General features: G+C 75.9%; 14 protein-coding genes. 4 read left to right on the top strand and 10 right to left on the bottom strand.

Annotation, left to right across the window (positions count from 1 at the left end; all coding sequences use genetic code 11):
- Positions 1–24 precede the first annotated feature (24 nt).
- The gene (locus QWY28_RS05215; protein WP_300951227.1) at positions 25–1,956 is read right to left on the bottom strand and encodes a M3 family metallopeptidase; all 1,932 of its coding nucleotides are present in this window, start codon (positions 1,954–1,956) and stop codon (positions 25–27) included.
- Between the two features lie 115 nt (positions 1,957–2,071).
- Here QWY28_RS05215 and QWY28_RS05210 point away from each other — a divergent pair, with 115 nt between their 5' ends.
- Complete coding sequence (locus QWY28_RS05210) at positions 2,072–3,142, top strand: glycoside hydrolase family 6 protein (protein WP_300951226.1); 1,071 nt, start codon at positions 2,072–2,074, stop codon at positions 3,140–3,142.
- A 3-nt stretch (positions 3,143–3,145) separates the two neighbouring features.
- Here QWY28_RS05210 and QWY28_RS05205 read toward each other — a convergent pair whose 3' ends face one another.
- The 5 genes from QWY28_RS05205 to QWY28_RS05185 form a co-directional block, all read right to left on the bottom strand.
- The gene (locus QWY28_RS05205; protein ID WP_300951225.1) at positions 3,146–3,643 is read right to left on the bottom strand and encodes a DUF427 domain-containing protein; all 498 of its coding nucleotides are present in this window, start codon (positions 3,641–3,643) and stop codon (positions 3,146–3,148) included.
- A gap of 148 nt (positions 3,644–3,791) precedes the next feature.
- Positions 3,792–6,836 (bottom strand): FtsX-like permease family protein, encoded by a 3,045-nt coding sequence (locus QWY28_RS05200; protein WP_300951224.1) that lies wholly within the window; start codon positions 6,834–6,836, stop codon positions 3,792–3,794.
- Positions 6,833–9,151: an FtsX-like permease family protein gene (locus QWY28_RS05195; protein WP_300951223.1), complete on the bottom strand. Its 2,319-nt coding sequence runs from the start codon at positions 9,149–9,151 to the stop codon at positions 6,833–6,835. The genes QWY28_RS05200 and QWY28_RS05195 overlap by 4 nt, the downstream gene beginning before the upstream one ends.
- A complete protein-coding gene (locus tag QWY28_RS05190; RefSeq protein WP_300951222.1) occupies positions 9,148–9,927 on the bottom strand; it encodes an ABC transporter ATP-binding protein in 780 nt (259 codons plus the stop codon). The genes QWY28_RS05195 and QWY28_RS05190 overlap by 4 nt, the downstream gene beginning before the upstream one ends.
- Positions 9,924–10,796 (bottom strand): ABC transporter ATP-binding protein, encoded by an 873-nt coding sequence (locus tag QWY28_RS05185; RefSeq protein ID WP_300951221.1) that lies wholly within the window; start codon positions 10,794–10,796, stop codon positions 9,924–9,926. Before QWY28_RS05185 ends, QWY28_RS05190 begins: the two co-directional genes overlap by 4 nt.
- Before the next feature lie 146 nt (positions 10,797–10,942).
- On the opposite strand from QWY28_RS05185, the gene QWY28_RS05180 reads away from it, so the two are divergent.
- Positions 10,943–12,244: an MFS transporter gene (locus tag QWY28_RS05180; RefSeq protein ID WP_300951219.1), complete on the top strand. Its 1,302-nt coding sequence runs from the start codon at positions 10,943–10,945 to the stop codon at positions 12,242–12,244.
- On the opposite strand, the gene QWY28_RS05175 is transcribed toward QWY28_RS05180, so the two are convergent.
- On the bottom strand, positions 12,222–12,725 hold the full coding sequence (locus tag QWY28_RS05175) for a mycothiol transferase (protein ID WP_300951218.1): 504 nt from the start codon (positions 12,723–12,725) through the stop codon (positions 12,222–12,224). The genes QWY28_RS05180 and QWY28_RS05175 overlap by 23 nt on opposite strands.
- A 42-nt stretch (positions 12,726–12,767) precedes the next feature.
- Here QWY28_RS05175 and QWY28_RS05170 point away from each other — a divergent pair, with 42 nt between their 5' ends.
- Together QWY28_RS05170 and QWY28_RS05165 are read left to right on the top strand one after the other, a co-directional pair.
- A complete protein-coding gene (locus QWY28_RS05170; protein ID WP_300951217.1) occupies positions 12,768–13,478 on the top strand; it encodes a hypothetical protein in 711 nt (236 codons plus the stop codon).
- A 37-nt stretch (positions 13,479–13,515) separates the two neighbouring features.
- Complete coding sequence (locus QWY28_RS05165; protein WP_300951216.1) at positions 13,516–14,511, top strand: LLM class F420-dependent oxidoreductase; 996 nt, start codon at positions 13,516–13,518, stop codon at positions 14,509–14,511.
- 46 nt (positions 14,512–14,557) lie between these two features.
- Here QWY28_RS05165 and QWY28_RS05160 read toward each other — a convergent pair whose 3' ends face one another.
- From QWY28_RS05160 to QWY28_RS05150, 3 genes are read right to left on the bottom strand one after another with little or no spacing between them, the layout of a single operon-like run.
- The gene (locus QWY28_RS05160) at positions 14,558–16,267 is read right to left on the bottom strand and encodes a DUF429 domain-containing protein (protein WP_300951215.1); all 1,710 of its coding nucleotides are present in this window, start codon (positions 16,265–16,267) and stop codon (positions 14,558–14,560) included.
- Positions 16,268–16,294: 27 nt separating this feature from the next.
- Positions 16,295–16,936: a haloacid dehalogenase type II gene (locus QWY28_RS05155; protein ID WP_300951214.1), complete on the bottom strand. Its 642-nt coding sequence runs from the start codon at positions 16,934–16,936 to the stop codon at positions 16,295–16,297.
- A gap of 22 nt (positions 16,937–16,958) precedes the next feature.
- The gene (locus tag QWY28_RS05150; RefSeq protein ID WP_300951213.1) at positions 16,959–18,152 is read right to left on the bottom strand and encodes a YibE/F family protein; all 1,194 of its coding nucleotides are present in this window, start codon (positions 18,150–18,152) and stop codon (positions 16,959–16,961) included.
- Between the last annotated feature and the right edge of the window lie 9 nt (positions 18,153–18,161).

Genomic DNA, 18,161 nt, shown 5'->3' with positions numbered 1-18,161 from the left:
CGCCCGCCGCAGGCGGCTCCTTGCCTAGCGGGCCAGCCAGGCGGCGTACGCGTCGAAGGTGTAGGGCCGGCCGAGGAAGTCGGCGACCAGGTCCGCGGCGTCCTTGGCGCCGCCGGGCGCGAGCACGCGGTCGCGGTACCGCCCGGCGACGTCGGGGTCGAACAGGTCGTCGGCGTCGAAGGCGCTGAAGAGGTCCTTCGCGATGACCAGCGACCACATGTAGGTGTAGTACGCCGAGGAGTAGCCGCCGAGGTGACCGAAGCTGGCGAACATGTGCGTGCCCTCGATCCACCGCAGCGGCGAGTACTGCTCCTGCAGCTCGACCATCCGGGCGGTGAGGTCGGCGGGACGGTCGGCGTGGAACCAGTAGGACATCGAGGCGTAGAACATCTGCACCCGCGCGAAGGTGCCCTTGCCGAAGTCGTCGGCCTTCCGCATCCGCTCGACGAGGTCGGCGGGGATCGGCTCGCCCGCGGCGTTGGTGGCGAAGGACCGCAGGATCTCGGCGTCCCAGGCCCACTCCTCGAGCATCTGGCTCGGCGCCTCGACGAAGTCCCACTCGGTGGCGACACCGGCGAAGCGCGCCCAGCGGCCGTGCCCGCCGAGGACGTGGTGGACGAGGTGACCGAACTCGTGGAAGAGCGTGACCACGTGGTCGTGCTCCATCAGCCCGCGGGAGAAGTTGCAGACCAGCACGCCCTCGGGCAGCTGCTTGCCGGCGACGCCGTCGACGAGGGTGAACTGCGCGGCGTGGTTGTACTTGCCCTCGCGGGGATGCAGGTCGAGGTAGATCCGCCCGACCGCCGACCCGTCGACGGTCGAGGTGACGTCGTACGCCGTGACGTCGGGGTCCCAGACGACCGCGTCGGGGACCGGATCGTAGTGCAGGCCGAAGAGCCGGCCGGTGACGTCGAGGAGGCCCTGGCGCACCTTCGGGAACTCGAAGTAGGTGCGGACCAGCTGGGCGTCGACCTCGAGCTGCTCCTTGCGCACCAGCTCCTCGTAGTAGGAGAAGTCGGCGGCGGTCAGCGCGTCGGCGTCGGGGCGGTCCTGCTGCAGCCGGGTGAGCACGGTGGCGAGGTCGCGCCCGGCGGGCTCGCGGGCGGCGTCGGCGATGCGGTCGATGAACTCCGGGATGGCGGGCCCGGAGCCGATCATCTTCACCTCGGCGTCGTACGACGGCCAGTCGGCGTGCCCGACCAGGGTGGCCCGCTCGTGGCGCAGGTCGAAGAGCTCGCGCAGCACCTCGTCGTTCTGCGGCCAGCCGCGCTGGAGGAACTCCACCGAGATGTCGTGGCGCACCTGCGGGTCGTGGCAGAACGTGCGGACGGGGACGACGTCGGGGTACTCGGTGGTGACGGTGACCAGCCCGTCGTCGCCCGCGGGGTGGGCGTCGAGCCAGTCCTGCGGCATGCCCGCGAGGCGCTCGGGGGCGACGCGGATCGAGCGGACGTCGTCGCGGATGGTGCGCGAGAAGGTCTGGTCGAGCTCGGTGAGCCGGTCGTTGATCTCGGCGATCCGGGCGCGGGTGGCGTCGGCGCGGTCGACGCCGGCGCGACGGAAGTCCTGCAGCGTCCGGGCCAGCAGCCGGGCCGCCTCGTCGTCGAGGCCGGAGGGGTCGAGCGCCGCGAAGGCGTCGTGGAGCGCCCGGTCCTGGGAGAGCTCGGTGGCGAGCTTGTCGACCTCCTGCTCGGCGCGGTCGCCCTCGTCGCGGACGGCCTCGCGCGGGTGGACGTTGCCGAGCAGCGAGCCGGCCGCGGCCACGTCGGAGAGCGTCCGGGTGACCGTGTCCCACTGCTCGAGCGCGGCGAGCGCGTCGGTCGGCGGGTCGGCACGGAACCGGTCGACGACCGCCCGGGCGCTCGCCAGTCCGTCGTCGGTGCGGGCGCGCAGCCACGCCTCGGCGGAGTCGGCGTCGGGGAGCTGCAGCGGGGCGAGGTCGTGGGGAGCGGTCACGTCCCGATCGTAGGGGCGGGCGCCGACGGCCCGGCCGTGTCGTGGGTGTCTGGTTGTGTCCGGCGTCTCGACGGTTCCGCCGCGGCGACCCCGGGTCGCCGCCTAGCCTGGGGGGATGCTCCCCCGGTCCCTGCGCGCGCACGTCCTGGCGCTCCTCACGGCGGCCGCGGTGGCCGTCACCGCGTCCGCCACGCTCGACCCGGAGCAGGCCGTCGCCGGCCCCCAGGCCGCCGCCTCCCCGGCCACCTCCTCGGCCCCGCCGTCGGTGACGTCGCCGACCGCAGCACCCGCCGCAGCACCCGCCGGGAGGGCGACCGACCCCCTCCGGACCCGGGCCCTCTTCGTCGACGACCGGATGCCGGCCGTGCTCGAGGGCGAGAGCCGGCACGCGCCGATCGCGAAGAAGGCGCAGGCCCTGTGGCTCGGCATCGACTACTACCCGACCGACCGGGTCCGCGGGATCGTCCAGGAGTACGTCGGCCGCGCGGCCGCCGCGCGCCGGACGCCGGTGCTCGTGGCGTACTCCATCCCCGACCGCGACTGCGGGCAGCACTCCTCGGGCGGGGCGGCCGACGCCGCGGCGTACAAGGCCTGGATCAAGGAGGTCGCCGCCGGCATCGGGTCGACCAAGCCGATGGTGGTCGTCGAGCCCGACGCGATCCCGTTCATCGGGTCGCCCGGCTGCGCCGACGCGGACGAGCACCTCGCGCTGCTGCGGTTCGCGGTCAAGCGGCTGGCCGCGGCCGGCGCGTGGGTCTACCTCGACGCCGGGCACAGCGCCTGGCCGGCCGACGGGCGGGCCCTGCTGCTGAAGCGGGCCGGCGTCGGCCTCGCGCGCGGCTTCGCGACGAACGTGTCGAACTTCCGCAGCCTCGCCGACGAGCTGGCCTACGGCGCCCTGCTGCGCAAGGAGCTGCGGGCTCTCGGCGTGACCGGCGTGAAGCAGGTCGTCGACACCTCGCGCAACGGCGCGAAGCAGCCGGTCACCGGCGACGTCATCAACCCCACCTGGGCGCGGGTCGGCAAGGCGCCGACGATGGTCCTGGCCGGCGGGCTCGACGCGACGCTGTGGGTCAAGCACCCCGGCGAGTCCGACGGCGCCGTCAACGGCGGCGCGGCCGCGGGCCGCTGGTGCGACCTGCTCGCCGACCGCCTGCTCGGGCTGCCCGAGACCTCCGGCTGCTGAGGCTCACCAGCCCCAGGTGCCCGGTTCGCCCTTGAACGGGCCGACCACGGCCGCGGTGATCCAGCCGCCGTAGAACCCGCCGGGCTGCGGCTCGACCCGCTCGCCGTCGACGCGGCACTCGTCGACCGCGGCGGCCATCACCGCGACCGCGTCGACGAGGTCGCGGAAGGCCGGCGTGGGGTCGGGATAGGTCCATGCCGCCCGCGGCGCGACCCGGTCACCGCCGAGCACGTCGAAGTACGCCGCCCGGCCCTTCCACTCGCACGTGCTCGACCCCTCCGCCGGGCGCAGCGAGCCGTCGAGGAAAGCCTCACGAGGCAGGTAGTACGTCGGCGGGTGGCTCGTCTCGAGGACCCGCCAGCCGCGGGTCGTCGAGGCCACCGTCACCCCGCCGAGCACGACCTCGAGGCGGGCGGTGGTCGGCTCGAGCCGGGGCGGGCGCGGGTAGTCCCACACCGACTCCTGCCCGGGCCCGGGTCGTTCCGGCACGGGTCGCTTCACGTCCGCGACGGTAGCGCCGGGCCGGTCGCTGCCGGGGTAGTCACGGACGAAAACGTCCTCCGGGGTCACCGTGAAGGACGTTTTCGTCCGTGACTACCCCCGCCCCCCGGATCCCCGCCCCCGGGTCCCCGCCACCCGCGGGCAGCGGTCAGCGGGCGTTCTCCCGCAGCGTCGAGCCGCGGGCACCGCGGACGGTGAGGACGGCGCTGGCCAGGGCGACCGAGCCGAGGAGCACCGCGGCGAGGAGGGCGAGCAGCGCGAGGCGGGTCCCGTCGACGGTCGCGACGAGCGCCGGGGTGGTGATCGTCTCGACCTGCCCGAGGGTGACGCTGCGGAGGACGACGTGCTGGGCGAGGGTGCCGGCGGCGAGCCCGGCGACGGCGGTGCTGCCGAGGACGACGGCGAGCTCGAGGACCACGGCGGTCGCGACGGCCCGTCGGGGCACACCGACCACGCGCAGGGACGCGGCGTCGCGGCGGCGGGCCGGCAGCTGGACGGCGGTGCTCACCACGAGGCCGGCCAGCGCCATGAGCAGCACCAGCCCCGCGACGACGGCGTAGAGCCGCAGGGCCAGGGCGTAGGCACCCTGGTCGAGCGTGCGGCGTACCTCCGCCAGCGTCGTCTCGACCGACGCGCCGCGGTCGCGCAGCGCGTCCTGCACCTCCGCGGGGGTGTCGCCGCGGGCGAGGACGTAGACCGGGGCGTCCTGCTCGTAGACCTCGCGGTCGAGGGTGAGCATGCCGTGGTCGACCATCAGGCCGATCGGCCCGAGGAGCGGGACCGAGGCGGCCTCGGCCACCGGGTCGACGGGGAACGTCAGCGCGCTCGTCGCCGAGGACGCGCCGCCCTGGGCAGTGGTGACGGCGTCGACGCCCGCCACCACCGGGAGCGCCTCGGGCAGCGACCCGGCCACCAGCTGCGCGATCACCGGCTCGCCGCCGGAGTCCACGGCGACGACGAGCCGCTCGGGATCCCCGGATGCCTCGACCGAGCCGACCGCCGCCTCGGCGCTGGCCGTCGGCGAGCGCACCCAGCCGGCGCCGGCGAACGCGCCGGGCAGCGGCGAGCCGTCGACGCGGAGGTCCGCCAGGGTGACGACGGCGTCCATCGTGAGCGGGAGGGCCGCGCCGCCGCCGAGGGTGATCGCGTCCAGCTCGCAGCCGTCGCGGCAGAACGGCACGGCCTCGGTGACGGTGGTGGTGCGGCCGGCGGGGAACGGGCCGAGGAAGGCGTACCGCGGCCGGTCCCCGCCCGTCCCGTCCAGGCGCAGGCGCACCGCGACGTCCCCGTCGGTCGCGCCGTCGACGGCGGCGGTCAGCGCCACGCTCGTCCCCTGCAGCCGCGGCGGCCGGCCCTGGGGCACGAGCCGCCGGGCCACCTCACCGGCACCGGTCCCAGGGGTCCACTGGTCGGGCCAGGCGGCGACGCGGTCGAGCCGCGGCGCGTCGACGACGGCGTACGTCGGACCCTGCGTGACCACCGTCCCGGCGGCCATCAGCCAGCGCCCGTCGGGGTCGATGCGGTGGGTGAGGTCGACGGTCTGGTCCAGCGGCAGCGAGGAGCGCCAGACCACGTCGGCGGGCGCCCGGGTCGCCGCGACGCTGGCGCGCCACTGGGCGGCGGAGTCGTGGACGCCGGCGCCGAAGACGCAGATGGCCAGCGCGGCGGTCACCGGCAGCACGACCAGCGTGCCCTCGGTGCGACGGCTGAGCGCGCGGGCAGCGACGAACCCCGGCAACGAGCGGGTACGCCGCCGGGTCCACCGGCCCGCGAGCCAGGCGGTCGCCCGGGTGGCCGCCAGGCCGGCCACGACCGCGAGCAGCACCGGCAGCACCAGGTCGGTGGCGTCGGGGTCGCCCGGCGCGGCGGAGAGCGTGCCGAGGAGGACGGCGACCGCCGCCGCGACGAGCGCCAGCTGGGCGACCACGGCGACCCGGCCGGTCCGCCGTGGCCGCCGGACGCCGGTCAGCTGCTCGGCGAGCGTCGTGCGCAGCACCAGCCCGACGGCGACCACCGCGACCGCGACGGCAGCCACCGCGACGAGACCGCCGGCCACGAGCGCCTGCCACGGCAGGGGCAGCGGCAGCCCGGGGACGAGCCACACGCGGACGAGCAGCAGCGCGGCCGTCACGCCGAGCGCGCCGCCGACCGGCACGGCCAGCGCGAGGAGCACGAGCGGCTCGGACAGCCCGAGCGACCACATCCGCCGCCGGCCGAGCCCCCGGAGGGAGGCCAGCGCCAGCTCGGGCAGGCGCAGGTCGGCCGCGGCGGTGAGCAGGCGGAGCAGCAGCGCGAGGGCGACGAGCACCAGCGAGACCACGGCCGGCGTGACCGACGCCCGCGCCGTCTCCTGCTGCTCGCGGGTCTCCTGGAGGATCGTGCCGAGGTCGTTGATCGACCGGCCGGTGAGCGTGCCCCCGCCGACGGCGCGGGGCGGCCCGTCGAGCCCGGCGGCCACCTGCTCGGCCTGCTCGGTGTCGGCGACCGAGAGGTCGGGAGGCACCTCGAGGCGGCGGTCGACGAGCACCGACCAGCCCACGGCGGAGACCTCCGGGGAGGTGAAGGAGCGCTCGACGGTGACGAGCGGGGCGGGCTGGTAGGGCGTGGTGCCGCTCGCGCGCTCGGCCGGCGGGATGCTGGCGAAGCGGGTGAGGTCGAACCAGAAGTCCTCCTCGGCCACGTCGGGCACCCGGTAGGTCCCCACGACGCGCTGCCGGCCGAGCGCCCCGAGGTCGAGGGTCTCGCCCACCTCGGTGGCGGTGAACTCCGCGTCGCCGGCCAGCATCAGCACCTCGCCCGGGGCCTCCGGGCAGGCGCCGGTGACCTCGAGGTGCTCGCACGACTCCAGCGCGGCGGTCAGCCGCCACAGGCCGGCCGGCGTCTCCGCCTGCTCGGTGAGCAGGGTCGTCTGCGGGGTGGCGAACGGGCCGTCGTACCCCGCCGCCACCTGCGCCGCGATCCCGCGGGCGACCGACGGGGCGGCGGCGCCCGGCTCGTAGACCCACGACAGACCGGTGAGCCGGTTGGGCGCCTCGTCGAGGCGGGTGACCAGGTAGGAGCTGGTCACCGCGGACTGGAAGACCGGGCCGAGCACGGCCGAGCCGATGGCCAGCGCGAGCAGCAGGACCGAGCCTGCCGACAGCAGCGCACGGGCCCGCAGGCCGCGCAGGACGGTGGCGAGGAGCGTGCTCATCGCGCCGCCTCCTCGCGCAGGATCGCGGGGCGGCTGCGCTCGACCGGGGCCGAGCGGCCGCGGCCGGCGACGACCAGCACGACCGCGGCGACGACCAGGCCGGCGAGGACGAGCGGCAGCGCGGCGAGGCCGCTGGTCAGGGGCACCGCGTGCTCGGGGACGTCGACGAGGGCGAGGTGGGCGAGCAGGAGCCGTACGGCGAGGACCGCGCCGACCACCGTGGCGAGGACCGCCGCCGCGGCCAGCCAGGCCGCCTCGGCCAGCCCCGCGGTGCGCAGGCGCGCGGCGGGGAGCCCGACGACGCGCAGCGCGGCCACGTCGCGCAGCCACCCGGCGCGCTCGCGCGCCACCGCGGTGACCAGGACGAGCACCGCGACACCGAGCGAGAAGCCGGCGACCAGGGCGTAGACGAGCGCCTGCGCGGAGCCGCTCTCCTCGGCCACCGCGTCGCGGACCCCGGCCAGCGTCCGGACCTCGGCGGGTCCGGAGGGATCGGCGTCGCGCAGCGCCGCGACGCGGTCGGCCGGGGCGTCCGGGCCGACCAGCACCATGACCTCCGCGGCCGGCACCGTCGGCGGGCTGCCCACCGCCGCCCGGGGCAGGTCGGCCAGCACGCCGTCGGCCTCGACCAGCGGCAGCGCGGCGTACCGCTCCAGCACCTCGGCGGGCCGCTCGTCGCCGCCGACGGAGTCCAGCAGCGGCGGCCCGTCGGGCCAGGTGGCGGTCGTGGTCGCCAGCACCGGGGTGGTGGGCGCCTCGGTGGTCCGGACGGCGACCTGCGGCCGGTCGGCCGTCCGCGCGAGCAGGCCGAGGTCGACCGGCAGCGCCCCGCCGGGCCGGCCGAACCGGTCGCGCCCCTCGGGCGCCCAACCTCCGTCGAGCAGGTCGAGGTCCGTGCGGCCCGCACCTGTGACCTCCAGGCCGGAGAGGACGTACGGCAGCGGGCTGGTGCCCGGCGTCCGGTCGAGGACGACCCGCTCGACGAGGCAGCCGCCGGTGCAGCCGGTCAGCGGCCGCTCGACGGTCACCGGCGACCCGTCGAGCGGTACCTCGGCGAAGGCCGGGACGAACCGCTCCTCGCCGCCCGCGTCGCGCAGCTCCAGGGTCACCAGCGGCCGCAGGACGCCCGCCCCGCGCCGGCTGACGCCCTGCACCGTCACCGACAGCGTGCCGCCGGTGACGACGCCCGCGCCGGTGCCGCCGAGCTCGGAGACGCGGTCGGCCACGCCGGCGGCGGGGGTCCCGGCGAGGAGGTCGCCGGCCACGGCGGCGTACCGCTCGGTGTCGAGGAAGACCCGCCGCGCCGGCACGCTGCCACCGCCCGGGACCACGACCGCGCCCATCAGCCACCGACCCTCGGGGTCGAGCTCGTGGCTCACCCGGAGCACCCCGGCGGCGTCGAGCTCGGGGAAGCCGACCGCAAGGGGTGCGCCGGCCCGCAGGCGCGCGGTCTGCTCGGTCCAGTCGTCGACCTCGCTGGCGCCGGTGCCGGCGACCGCGGCGACGACCGCGGCCGCGACCAGCACGCGCAGCGCGTCGCCGGCGTCGCCGGACCGGGCGAGGCGCCGGGACGCGAGGAACCCGGCGAGGGAGCCGCCGCCCCGCGCGACCACCAGCCGGGCGCCGAGCCGGACCAGCAGGACGGCGGCGAGGCCCACGGCCAGGCCGATGAGGGCCGGCCCGGCGAGGACGAGAAGGTCGGGGTCCTCGGCGGGGGCGGTGCCGGTGCCGGTGGAGGCGCGGTACGCCGCCACGACGGCCGCCACCACGACCAGCACGTCGACGAACGTCGCCACCAGCCCGCGCCGGCGCGGCCGCGCCGCCGGGGTCACCTGCTCGCCCAGCGGCCCGCGCAGCGCGCCCGCCATCCCGGCCAGCACGCCCACCAGCCCCGCGAGGACGACCGCGGCCGCAGCCAGCACGCCACCCGGGGTGTACGCCGCCGGCTCGGCGTCGGTCCACGCCGACGTCGCGACCCATGCGCCGAGGGTGCCGAGCAGCCAGCCGGCCACGCCACCGACGACGAGCACCAGCAGCGGCTCGAGCGCGAGGAGCACCTGCAGCGCCCGGCCCTCCAGGCCCCGCAGCCGCGCCAGCGCGACCTCGCCGCGACGGGCGGCGGCCAGCTCGCGGCCGCTGGCGGGCACCGCGACCGCGCCCAGCACGACCAGCGGCACGGCCAGCGCCGCCGACGTGCCCGCGGCCGCCGCGACGCCGAGCACCGTCACGCAGCCCGCGGTCACCACCACGGTCAGCAGCAGGAGCGGGAGGAGCGTGCTGCGGCGCGACCAGGCGCCGCGGAGGGTCCGCCTCACGCGGGTCCCGTCGGGTCGTCCGGGCGCCGGAAGAGTGCGTGGTCCACGTCGGCTGTCCGCGGCGCCGCCGGCTCCTCGGCCGGCTGGGCGGCGGTCTGTTCCGCGGGCTGCTCCGGCCGGCGTGGGTCGCCGAGATCGACGCGGGCCAGCCGGCCCTCGTCGAGGGCGACGTGGTCGTCGCAGGCCTCGACGACGGCGGGGTCGTGGGTGGCGACGACGACGACCGCGCCGCGCTCGGCCTCGCGCCGCAGCTCGACCAGCACCAGGCCGCGGTTGCCCTCGTCGAGCTCGGAGGTCGGCTCGTCGGCGAGCAGCACCTCGGCCCCGACGCAGAGGCCGCGGGCGAGCGCGACGCGCTGCATCTGGCCGCCGGAGAGCTCCTCGACCTGCCGGTCGCCGAGGTCGGCGATGGAAAACCGGGCCAGCGCGGCCTCGGCCCGCTCGTCGGCCTCGGTCGGCTCGACGCCCCGGGCGCGCAGGGCGACCGAGACGTTCTCGCGGGCCGAGAGGATCGGGACCAGGCCGTAGACCTGCAGCACGAACGCGACCTCGGGCCGCGGGTCGCCCGTGCCGAGCCACATCGGCCCGCCGGCGTACGTCGCCGTGCCGGTGGTCGGCTCGAGGAGCCCGCCGGCGATCGACAGCAGCGTGGTCTTGCCCGAGCCGCTCGGCCCGGACAGGGCCGTCATCCGGCCGGCGCGGAGCTCCAGGTCGATGCCCTCCAGGAGCGGGCGGCCGACGACGTGGGAGACGCCGGCCAGGCGCAGCGCGCTCATGCCGGTCCCTCCTGCTCCGAGCGCGAGACGACGAGCCGGCTGGCGTCCTCCGGCTCGATCCGCACCAGCGTGCCGGGCGGCCACTGCTCGGCCAGGTGGGTGGGCAGGTGCACCACGCCCTCGGCGCCGATGACGACGTACTCCGCCCCGTCGCGGCCCTCCGAGCCGACCCGCCCGCCCTTCATGGTCACGGTGCGCGGGAAGGTCGCGGCGACCTCCGGCTGGTGGGTGACGACCACGACGGTGGTGCCGAGGTCGTCGCCGAGGGAGTGGATGAGCGCGATGACGTGGTCGCGGTCCTCGTGGGAGAGCTGGCTGGTCGGCTCGTCGGCGAGCAGCAGCTGGGGCCCGGTGGAGACCGCGCAGGCGAGCGCGAGCCGCTGGCGCTGGCCGCCGGACATCGTCGAGACCACCTGGTCGGCCTGCTGCTCGAGCCCGACCCGGCCGAGCAGCTCCGCCTCGGGCAGGGCCGCCCGGCGCTCGTCGGCGGAGAGGGCGAGCCTGGCGAAGGCGATGTTCTGCCGGGCGGTCGCGTAGGCCAGCAGGTTGCGGGTCGAGCCCTGCAGCATCGTGCTGACCCGGCGGGCACGGACGCGGGCCAGGTAGCGCTCGCCCATCCGCGAGACCTCCTCGTCACCGAGGAAGATCCGGCCGGCGCTGGGCTTCTGGATCCCGCCGAGGAGGGTCAGCAGCGTCGACTTGCCCGAGCCGCTCGGCCCCAGGAACGCCACCCGCTCGCCCGCGGCGATGGTCAGGTCGACGCCCTGCAGCGCGACGACGTCGTGGCCCTCGAAGGTCCGGTAGAGGTGCACCACGCCCTCGCACCGCACCCGCAGCCCGCCCGGCCGCTCCACCACCGCTGTCGTCACGCCCCGCCCCTCGCTGCCCGTCACTACCGCCGTCGGTCCCCGGCTCCTCCTCGCCGCGAGGGACAGGACACCGTAGAGCGTCCGGTCGCGGCAATCGACCGGGCGGGTTCGTCACCGATTCGTGGCCGGGCGTAGGTTTCCGCCCCGTGGCTGGGACGCAGCGGTCCGCGGGGCGGATCCGGGGGATGCTCGCCGACACCCGCCCGCTGCGCGACGAGCACTTCCGGCGGCTGTGGGTCGCCAACATCATCACCGTCATCGGCGCGCAGCTCACGGTGGTCGCCGTGCCGGCGCAGATCTACGCGCAGACCGGCTCCTCGGCGTACGTCGGGCTGACCGGCCTCTTCGGCCTCGTCCCCCTCGTCGTCTTCGGGTTGTACGGCGGCGCGCTGGCCGACGTCTTCGACCGCCGGACGATCCTCGTCGTCACGACGGTCGGACTCATCGTCACCAGCGCGTTGTTCTGGGCCCAGGCGGCGATCGGCGGCATCGACGTGTGGCTGCTGCTCAGCCTGTTCGCGGTGCAGCAGGCGTTCTTCGCCGTCAACCAGCCCACGCGCAGCGCGCTCCTCCCGCCGCTGCTGCCGCCCGAGCTGCTGCCCGCGGCCAACTCGCTGAACATGACCGTCTTCCAGGCCGGCGCCATCGCCGGGCCGCTGGTGGCCGGCGCGCTGATCCCGGTCCTGGGCTTCGAGTGGCTCTACCTCATCGACACCTTCACGCTGCTCGCGACGCTGAGCGCGGTCGTCCGGCTGCCGGCGCTCCCCGTGCTCGGCGCGGTGGCGGGCGCGCCGGGCCTGCGGTCGGTCGTGGAGGGGCTGACCTACCTGCGCGGCCACCCGGTCCTGCTGATGTCGTTCGTCGTCGACATCATCGCGATGGTCTTCGGCATGCCCCGGGCGCTCTTCCCCGAGATCGCCCACCTCGACTTCGGCGGCCCGGACGAGGGCGGACTGGTCTTCGCCGCGCTGTTCGCGGCCATCCCGGCCGGGGCCGTCGTCGGCGGCGTCCTCAGCGGCTGGGTCTCCCGCGTCGAGCGGCAGGGCCGGGCGGTCATCTGGTGCATCCTCGTGTGGGGCGCGGCCATGGCCGGCTTCGGTCTCGCGGTGGGGCTCGCCGACCGGTGGCGCGAGCCGATGCTCGTGGCCGCCCTGCTGATGCTCGTCGTCGGCGGCGCCGCCGACATGGCGTCCGCGGCGTTCCGCACCTCCATGTTGCAGGCCGCCGCGACCGACTCGGTCCGCGGCCGGCTCCAGGGCGTCTTCATCGTCGTCGTCGCCGGCGGGCCACGCGTCGCCGACGTCGCGCACGGGGCGGCGGCGGCCGTCGTCGGCACGGGCGCTGCCGCGGCGGGCGGCGGCGTCCTCGTCGTCGTCGGGACGGTCGTCGCGGCGCTCGCGGTGCCCTCCTTCGTGCGCTACCGCGTCACGCGCCCAGCAACCCCCTGACGTACGCCGCCTGGCCGACGTGCTGGGTGTCGTCGTCGAGGACGCTCACCAGCCGCGCGCCGAGCGTGACCGGCGGGTCCCAGTCCTCGTCGACGACCCGGTCGAGGTCCTCGGCGGTGACGGTGTCGAGGAACGCGACGGTCTGCTCGTGCACCGCGCGGAGGTACGCCGCGAGCAGCTCCGCCGACGCGCGGACCCGGCCCACCGCCTCGGCGTCCTGGCCGTAGCCGGTTGCACCCTCGTCGAACGGCAGGTCGAACCGCTCGGCGTACCCCTGGGCCGTCCACACCGGCTCCCGGCCCGCCACGTCGGCGACGTGGTCGTCCTGCACGCGCGCGAGGTGCCAGACCAGCCACACGATCGAGTTGGCGTCCGGCGCCGGCCGCGCGGCCAGCTGCTCCTCGGTCAGGCCGTCCACGACCGCCGTGCCGCTCTCCACGACGCGACCGAACGCGTCCACCATCAGCTCTGCGGGAGTCATGCCTACCGACGGTACGTCGGATCCGGGGGTACCGGCGCTGCCATGAGGCTCCCGTCCGTCCCCGGCCCCCGCGACGTCCGTTGGTTGGTCGAGCAGGCGCTCGCCGTCGCCCCGCGCGCGGCGAGCCTGCTCGGCGGGGCGGAGGACCTGCTCGCGCAGGCGTCCGGGCTGCTCGGCCGGGTCCAGGCGCTGGTGGTCCGCGTGGAGTCGATCGTGGACGGCATCGACGAGGTCCGGGTCCGCGCGAACGCCTCGATCGACGGGGTCGACGAGATCCGCGGCAAGGCCGACCGCGTGATCGGCGGGGTCGACGACGTGCGCGCCGAGGCCGTGGACGTCGTCGCCCAGGCGCAGCGGATCGCCGACAAGGGCGAGCGTGCGATGGGCGGCCTCGACGACGTCCGGGCCCGGGCCGACGTGCTGCTGCGCCGGGTCGAGGAGGGCGCGGTCGGCCGGATGCTCGACCTCGCCGAGCGGCTCGAGCCGACGCTGCGCCAGCTCGAGCCGGTGGTCGTCCGGCTCGGCGAGACCACCTCTCCGGAGGAGGTCGACGCCGTCGTCGGGCTCGTCGACAAGGTGCCGGCCGTCGAGGCCGCGCTGCGCGAGGAGGTGATGCCGCTGCTGCGCCGGCTCGACAGCGTCGCGCCGGACATGCACGCGATGCTCGAGGTCACCCAGGAGCTCAGCGAGCTGGTGCTCAACCTGCCCGGCATGGGCCGGATCAAGAAGAAGGTCGAGGACCAGCAGGACTGAGCGCGGTCACCCACGCCGGGGTGGGTACCGATCCGGCATGACGCGCTTCGGCTACACCCTCATGACCGAGCAGAGCGGACCGCGGGAGCTGGTGAAGTACGCCGTCGCCGCGGAGACCGCGGGCTTCGACTTCGAGGTCTCCAGCGACCACTACTCGCCGTGGCTGACCGAGCAGGGCCACGCGCCGTACGCCTGGACGACCCTGGGCGCCGTCGCCCAGGCCACCGAGCGGGTCGACCTGATGACCTACGTGACGTGCCCGACGCTGCGCTACCACCCCGCCGTCGTCGCGCAGAAGGCCGCGACCCTGCAGATCCTCGCCGAGGGCCGCTTCACCCTCGGCCTCGGCAGCGGCGAGAACCTCAACGAGCACGTCGTGGGCGCCGGCTGGCCCGCGATCGGCCCGCGCCAGGAGATGCTCGTCGAGGCGATCGAGATCATCCGGGCGCTCCACACCGGTGAGCTGGTCGACTACCGCGGCCAGCACTTCGACGTCGAGTCCGCCCGCGTCTGGGACATCCCCGAGCAGGGCGTCGACATCGGCGTCGCCGTCGCCGGCGAGCGCGGGCTCCAGCAGCTCGCCCCGCTCGCCGACCACCTCATCGCCACCGAGCCGCGGCCCGACCTGATCGAGGGATGGAACGCCGTCGACGGTGCGCCGAAGGTCGGCTCCGGCGGCACGCGCGCCGTCGGGCAGATCCCGATCTGCTGGGGCCCGGACGAGGAGGCCGCGGTCGCGCTCGCCCACGAGCAGTTCCGCTGGTTCGCCGGCGGCTGGAAGGTCAACTCCGACCTCCCCACCCCCGCCGGCTTCGCCGGTGCCACCCAGTTCGTCCGGCCCGAGGACGTCGCGGACTCCATCCCCTGCGGCCCCGACCTGGACAAGATCGTCGAGTCCGTCTCCGCCTTCTGGGAGGCCGGCTTCACCGACATCGCCCTCGTCCAGGTCGGCGACGCCCTCCAGGAGCAGTTCCTCACCGACGCGGCGCTGCCGCTGCTCGAGAAGCTCCGCGCGGCTGCTCCCTCGTCCTGACCTCTCCTGCCGCCTCCCGCCGGTTGAGCAGGCGAGCCCGCGCCGGTCAGCCGCGGAGCTTGTCCAGCCGCTGGCGGAGGAGGCCGGCGCGGTGGGCGTTGCCGTGGAGGTCGACGTACCGCTCACCGAAGACGGCGAGGAGGGCGTCGTCGAGGCGGCGGACGGCGCCCGGCGGGTAGCGGTAGTCCATCCGCTCGTTGAGCGCCATGGCCGCGGTCGGGCGGACCACGTCGCCGAGCTCGTCGAGGGACGTGATGCCGAGCTCGAGGAGCAGGCCGGAGATCCAGGCGTAGTGGTCGGTCCGCGACCAGCCGGCGTCGGCGTACTGGCCGGCCAGGAACGCCGCGAGCTCGCGGGGGTCCAGGCGGGGGTCGTCGTCGGCGACCGGGGCGGGCGCTGTGGGCTCGGCGCGCAGCCGTTCGCGGATGGTGGAGAACTCCCGGTCGGCCAGCTCGAGCAGCCCGGCGGCGAGGGTGAAGCGGCGGTCGAAGTCGGAGGCGTGCTCCTCGGGCACCGATCCCTTGTAGCGGATGTCGTGCTCGAACTCCGCCCACGCGTGCTGCAGCACGGTGCGGACCTGCACCTGCGCGACCCGCCCGCGCAGCCCGGCGTACGCCGCCTGGGACTCGCGCGCGGCGTCGAGGGCGACCAGCAGGTGGCGCGAGGCGTACCCCCACCGTCCCTCGCGGGCGGTCTCGCGGCCCATGTCGCGGTCGTCGTGGACGACGACCTGGTCGGCCAGCAGCCCGGCGACCGCCTCGACGTCGTCCTGGACGTAGGTGATCACCCGGATGCCGAGCTGGTCGGTGATGTCGGTCAGCGGGTCGGGGTAGAGGGCCTGGCCGTCGCGCATCCGCCCCGCCTTCTCCGCGAACGACACGACCGACTTGGTCCGTCCGGTGACGGTCAGGTAGTTGATGCCGGCCTCGTCGAGGATCGAGGTGACCAGCGCGACCGCCTGCTCGCCGGCCGCGGAGAGCTCGGCGTGCTGGGCGGCGTACGCCTGAATCGCCGAGCGGATCGCGGTGCTCTCGTCGGGCAGGGACGGGGTGACGATGTACCCCTCGGCGAGGTCGCCGTAGACGGTGGTGCGGTCGGGGTGGAGGTCGGCGAAGCGGCCGACGTAGGCGCAGACCACCGCGTCGACCTGGTCCTCCACGACCCGCAGCTGGCTCTTGCGGGTCGCGGTCTCGACCGCGCGGCGCAGTGCTGCCCAGGCGCTGTCGGACCCGTCCGGACCCTCGGTGCGCACGACCGCCTCGACGTGCGTCATCAGCGTCAGCAGCTCACCGCGGAGCAGCTCGACGTCGCGGCCGCGCTTGTCCTTGTACTTCAGCGTCCGCTCGAGCCCGAACAGCACGATCGTCGCCGGGTGCGGGTAGACCTCGATCGCCCGGCGCGCCCGGCCCGAGCGCGGGTCCAGGTCGAGCCCCAGCCGCTTGCAGACCCGGGCGCCGCGGGGCCCGTCGCGGAACTCCGGCTTCGACAGGTTCGAGGGGTGGCAGCCGGCCTCGAACCGCCGGAAGTCCTTGGTCAGCGCCTTCTCCGCCGGCCGCGACCCCGTCTCGTTGCGCACGACCAGTGGGGCGTCGATCGCGACCAGGCACGGCCCCTCGACGTACGCCGCCAGCCGCTCGGCGATCTCCTCGTCGGTGCGCACCGCGGAGACGTGCACCAGCACGCCGTCCTCGTCGAGCACGGCGAGCCCGGTGGGCTGGCGCTCGCCCCAGGCGAGGTCGATCCCGATGTGGTGCACGCGGGTCAGCCTGTCAGACCGGCCTGGTCAGCCCAGCGCATCCGCCAGCTCGTCGAGCGAGGCGACGGTCCGTCCCGGGGCGAGGAGGTACGCCGGGTAGCGCTCGCCCGCGCGGTCGACCCAGACCGAACCGAGCCCCGCGCGGGCCGCGCCGTCGGTGTCCCACGGGTGCACCGCGACGAGCGCCGCCTCGACCGGGTCGACGCCCAGCCGTCCGACGGCCCAGCGGTAGCTGCTCGGGTGCGGCTTCCAGACACCGGCGTCCTCCACCGACAGGCAGGCCTCGACGTGCTCGCGGACCCCGGCCCGCTCCAGCAGGTCCTCCGCGACCGACGCGGAGCCGTTGCTCAGGGTGGCCACGCGCACCCCGGTGTCGGCGAGCCGCCGCAGGCCGGTCCGCACGTCGGGGTGCACGTCGAGCGCGAGGAACGCCTCGAGCAGCTCCTCGGCCCGCTCCGGACCGGCGAGCCGGCCGAGGTGGTGACGGGCGAGCTCCGCGAACGGCGCGCTCGCGCCGGCCGCGGCCAGCGCGAACCCGTCGCGCAGCACCGAGGCGAACCACGCGCCGGCCAGCTGTGGCGCCGCTCCCGCGCGCGCGAACGCGTCGGCCATCGCGGCCGTGTCGGACAGGGTCTCGTTGACGTCGAGCAGGAGCAGGCGGGGGCGCACGGGCGACCGGTACCCGCCGGGCTCAGGACCTGCCGACCGGGCCCGGCACCGTCCAGACCGCGATCGCGGTGGTGATCGGCACCGCGAGCACCAGGCCGGTGCTGCTGACCAGCGTGCGGACCGCCTCCTGGCCGATCTCCTCGGTGGCCAGCAGGTCGCCGAGCGGGAGGCCGTAGAGCGAGAGCACCATGAGCAGCACCAGCGCGGTGCCGGCGTAGGCGAAGACGATCGTGTAGATCGTCGAGGCGATGTGGTCCCGGCCGATCCGCATGCCGCTGAGGAACAGCTGCCGCCGGCTCATCCCCGGCGCCGCGCCGCGCAGCTCCCACACCGCGGAGGACTGCGTGATCGTGACGTCGTTGAGCACGCCGAGCCCCGCGACGACCAGCGCGCAGGTGAAGACGTCCTGCAGGTCCAGCCCGGCGACGTACGTCGTCAGGAGGCCCGCGGCCTCGTCGCCGAACCCGGTCAGCCGCGACGCGCGGGTGGCCACCAGGCCCAGGAGGGCGGTGACCACGAGGCCGGCGAGCGTGCCGGCGAGCGCGGCGCTGGTGCGCACCGAGAAGCCGTGGGTCGTGTAGAGGACGACCACCATGATCAGCGTGGAGCCGACCAGGCCCACCGCGAGGCCGGGCTCGCCCGTGAGCAACGCCGGCAGCACGAACCCGAGCAGCACCAGCCCGGCGAAGCCCAGGCCGAGCAGCGCCAGGAGCCCGCGCCACCGCGCGACGAGGAGCACCACCAGCACGAACAGGCCGGCCAGCACCCACAGCGGCCCGTCGCGGTCGGTGCCGAAGTAGACGTAGGTGCGCTCGCCGCCGTCGACCGGCGGCGGCGACTGCAGGCGCAGCGTGTCGCCCTCCTCGAGCCCGGAGGCGGCCACCTCGGGCGGGAGGTCGACGGTGCGCCGGGCGCCGGCGTCGGGCCCCTCGGCGATGCTGACCGAGGCCCGCCCGTCCGCGACCGACCCGATCGTCGCGTCGACGAGCAGGACGCCGGGTGCCTGGAACGACACCTCCTCCTGCAGCGCCGCGGCCGCCGACCGGTCCGGCCACAACCACACCAGCCCGACGAGCGCGACGACGCCGGCCAGCGCCAGCGCGCCGAGCAGCGCCGTGCGCGCGCCGCGACGTACGTCGACCTCCGCCGAGACCTGCCCGTGCCCGTGTCCGTGTCCGTGCCCGGCCGCCGGCCCGGCGGCGTGCCGTCCGCCCACTCCCGCGCC

Source organism: Nocardioides oceani (assembly GCF_030412965.1).
GTDB lineage: Bacteria > Actinomycetota > Actinomycetes > Propionibacteriales > Nocardioidaceae > Nocardioides > Nocardioides oceani.
The sequence above is the reverse complement of the archived record's forward strand: the minus strand, read 5'-3'. Positions and strand labels throughout refer to the sequence as shown.